At 44.0% G+C, this 2,072-nt stretch carries 5 protein-coding genes; all 5 read left to right on the top strand.

The features are described from left to right. Positions 1-97 precede the first annotated feature (97 nt). On the top strand, positions 98-286 hold the full coding sequence (locus ACSAMP_RS00895; RefSeq protein ID WP_005930722.1) for a hypothetical protein: 189 nt from the start codon (positions 98-100) through the stop codon (positions 284-286). Then, the gene (locus ACSAMP_RS00890; protein WP_054328106.1) at positions 283-624 is read left to right on the top strand and encodes a replication initiator protein A; all 342 of its coding nucleotides are present in this window, start codon (positions 283-285) and stop codon (positions 622-624) included. Before ACSAMP_RS00895 ends, ACSAMP_RS00890 begins: the two co-directional genes overlap by 4 nt. Next, positions 617-913 carry a DUF3847 domain-containing protein gene (locus ACSAMP_RS00885; protein WP_009296086.1) on the top strand — a complete coding sequence of 99 codons (297 nt, stop codon included), beginning with the start codon at positions 617-619 and terminating at the stop codon, positions 911-913. The genes ACSAMP_RS00890 and ACSAMP_RS00885 overlap by 8 nt, the downstream gene beginning before the upstream one ends. Positions 914-1,224: 311 nt before the next feature. Continuing rightward, positions 1,225-1,479, top strand: coding sequence for a CPCC family cysteine-rich protein (locus ACSAMP_RS00880; protein ID WP_006575072.1), 255 nt, complete (start codon positions 1,225-1,227; stop codon positions 1,477-1,479). A 57-nt stretch (positions 1,480-1,536) separates the two neighbouring features. Further along, a complete protein-coding gene (locus ACSAMP_RS00875; RefSeq protein ID WP_006873177.1) occupies positions 1,537-2,046 on the top strand; it encodes a hypothetical protein in 510 nt (169 codons plus the stop codon). The last annotated feature ends 26 nt before the right edge of the window (positions 2,047-2,072 follow it).

The following is a 2,072-nucleotide window of genomic DNA, read 5'->3' as shown; positions in this document are numbered from 1 at the left end:
TATCGCTGATACTTCGGGAGATTTTAGGCGGCTCTATGGCTGTAATTTTGCCGAAAATCGCCCCGAAACCATACACTAAAACGGGAGGAAACACAATATGCCGAGAATGAGTAAAAAGAGGAAGCATGAGCTTTCCTTTTACCTCAATGACCGGGGGCGTGTCACTTACAACGAATTATGCCGGAAATGCCAGCATGGGTGCAGGCAGAGCTTCCGGGCGGTTGTGATTGACTGCCCCCGTTATTTATCCAAACGAGCAAAGAAAAAGGAGGAACACACCGAATGAATTTTGAATTTATGACGATAGACACACCATTGCCGCCCTGTATGCCATTTCCCAGAGCGTTGACAGGATTTCCAGTCAGCAGCACCGCAAAGGTCATGTACTGCCGGATGCTGGACGCTATGCTATCCAAAGAGCAGGAGGACGAGAACGGAATCCTGTTTGTCTGCTTCCCTGTCACAGCCATTGCCGCAGTCCTGTCCCGCAGTCCCATGACGGTCAAGCGTTCTCTGAATGAACTGGAAAACGCCGGACTTATCATGCGGGTGCGTCAGGGCGTGGGAGAACCGAATAGGATTTATGTGCTGATACCGGGAAAGGAGGACGCTGCCCTTGCCTGATACCTCGAAGCTGGAAAAGCTCAACCGGGAGCTGGAGAAAAGCGAAAAGAAACTGCGGAAAGCCATCAATGATGAAAAGGCATTGCAGCACCAGTTAAAGCAGCTTACCCGAAAGGAACGGACGCACCGGCTCTGCACTCGTGGCGGTATGCTGGAAAGTTTTCTGCAAGAGCCGGAACGCCTAACAGATGATGATGTCATGCTGTTGTTGAAACTCATTTTTCACAGGCAGGACACGCAGGAACTATTGAAAAAAATGCTGGAACGGGAGAAGCCGGAAACCCCTTAGTTTACTAAGGGCGCAATTATACACCACCCAGAGGTTGGTGCATTGCGTTCTCCGAAGGCTCCTCGCCGGAGAGCTGTGATTTTCCGCAGTCATGGTCTGCTCCAAATCAAACAGGGGACGCTACACTTCCCCTGCGCTGGCTGCAGCCAGCTACCCTTTTGTGGACTTGCCTGTTGGGGACACCTTGCGGTGCAAGCTGTTCCCAGCCGACAAGTTTCATAAAATATGCTATCTTTTCGATAATCGATGAAGTATAATAAAGTCAGAAATAAATCAGGAATTTGAGGTCAAGGCTTAAACGTGAGGTTTATATGAAAAAATACCAATGTCCTTGCTGCGGATATTTTACCTATAATGTTCCGGCAAATGAAGATTGTGGGTATATTTGCCCCGTTTGTTTTTGGGAGAATGACCCGTTCATTGCTTCTGATAACGAACCAAGCGACTCTAATCATGGAATAACGCTAAAAGAAGCGAAATCCAATTTCTCAAAATTTGGTGCTTGTGAAAAAGAAATGTTATGTTATGTCCGACCACCAAGAGATGATGAAAAAGAAATTTCATAGCGACAACTTCCAACTTGTAGAACTGAAAAATTAGAAGTTGTAAAGGAGTGTGATAAAATGGAAACACTTTTTGACCAATACAAAGAACTGAATATAAATGGCTCTTTGATTTGTCTTGAACAAGTTGAAGATATTTATTCTTACTTCTGCTATCCGACCAATGCAAAGGCAATAGGTTTTGAAGGAAGTATTATGTATTGCTTTATTGAGCCGTATGGGGAAATGGTTTTTGCCTGCAATCCTGATACTTGTGCAGATGTTTTTGTTTATCCACTGGCAAGAACCTTTGAGGATTTTATGAGACTTATTCTTGCTTGTGGTTCTACTAATCCTATTGAGCAGATTATTTGGATGGACAAAGACAAATTTGAAAAACACCTCAAAGAGGAAGAAGCAATCCGCACAGAGGAACAGAAAGCGACATTAAGTTATCTTGAAACAGAATTAGAAATTTCCCCTATTGATAACCCTTATGACTATGTAAAAGAACTGCAATCTCGCTTTGACAATAGTGGCATTGAGTATAGTGATGAATACTATGATGTTTTGGGGATTGATAGAAAATAACAACAAATAAATTCCAGTTCGTCAGC

Source organism: Flintibacter sp. SJQ-8 (genome assembly GCF_054108085.1).
Note: the sequence above shows the minus strand (reverse complement) of the source record. Positions and strands in the feature narration are given on the sequence as shown.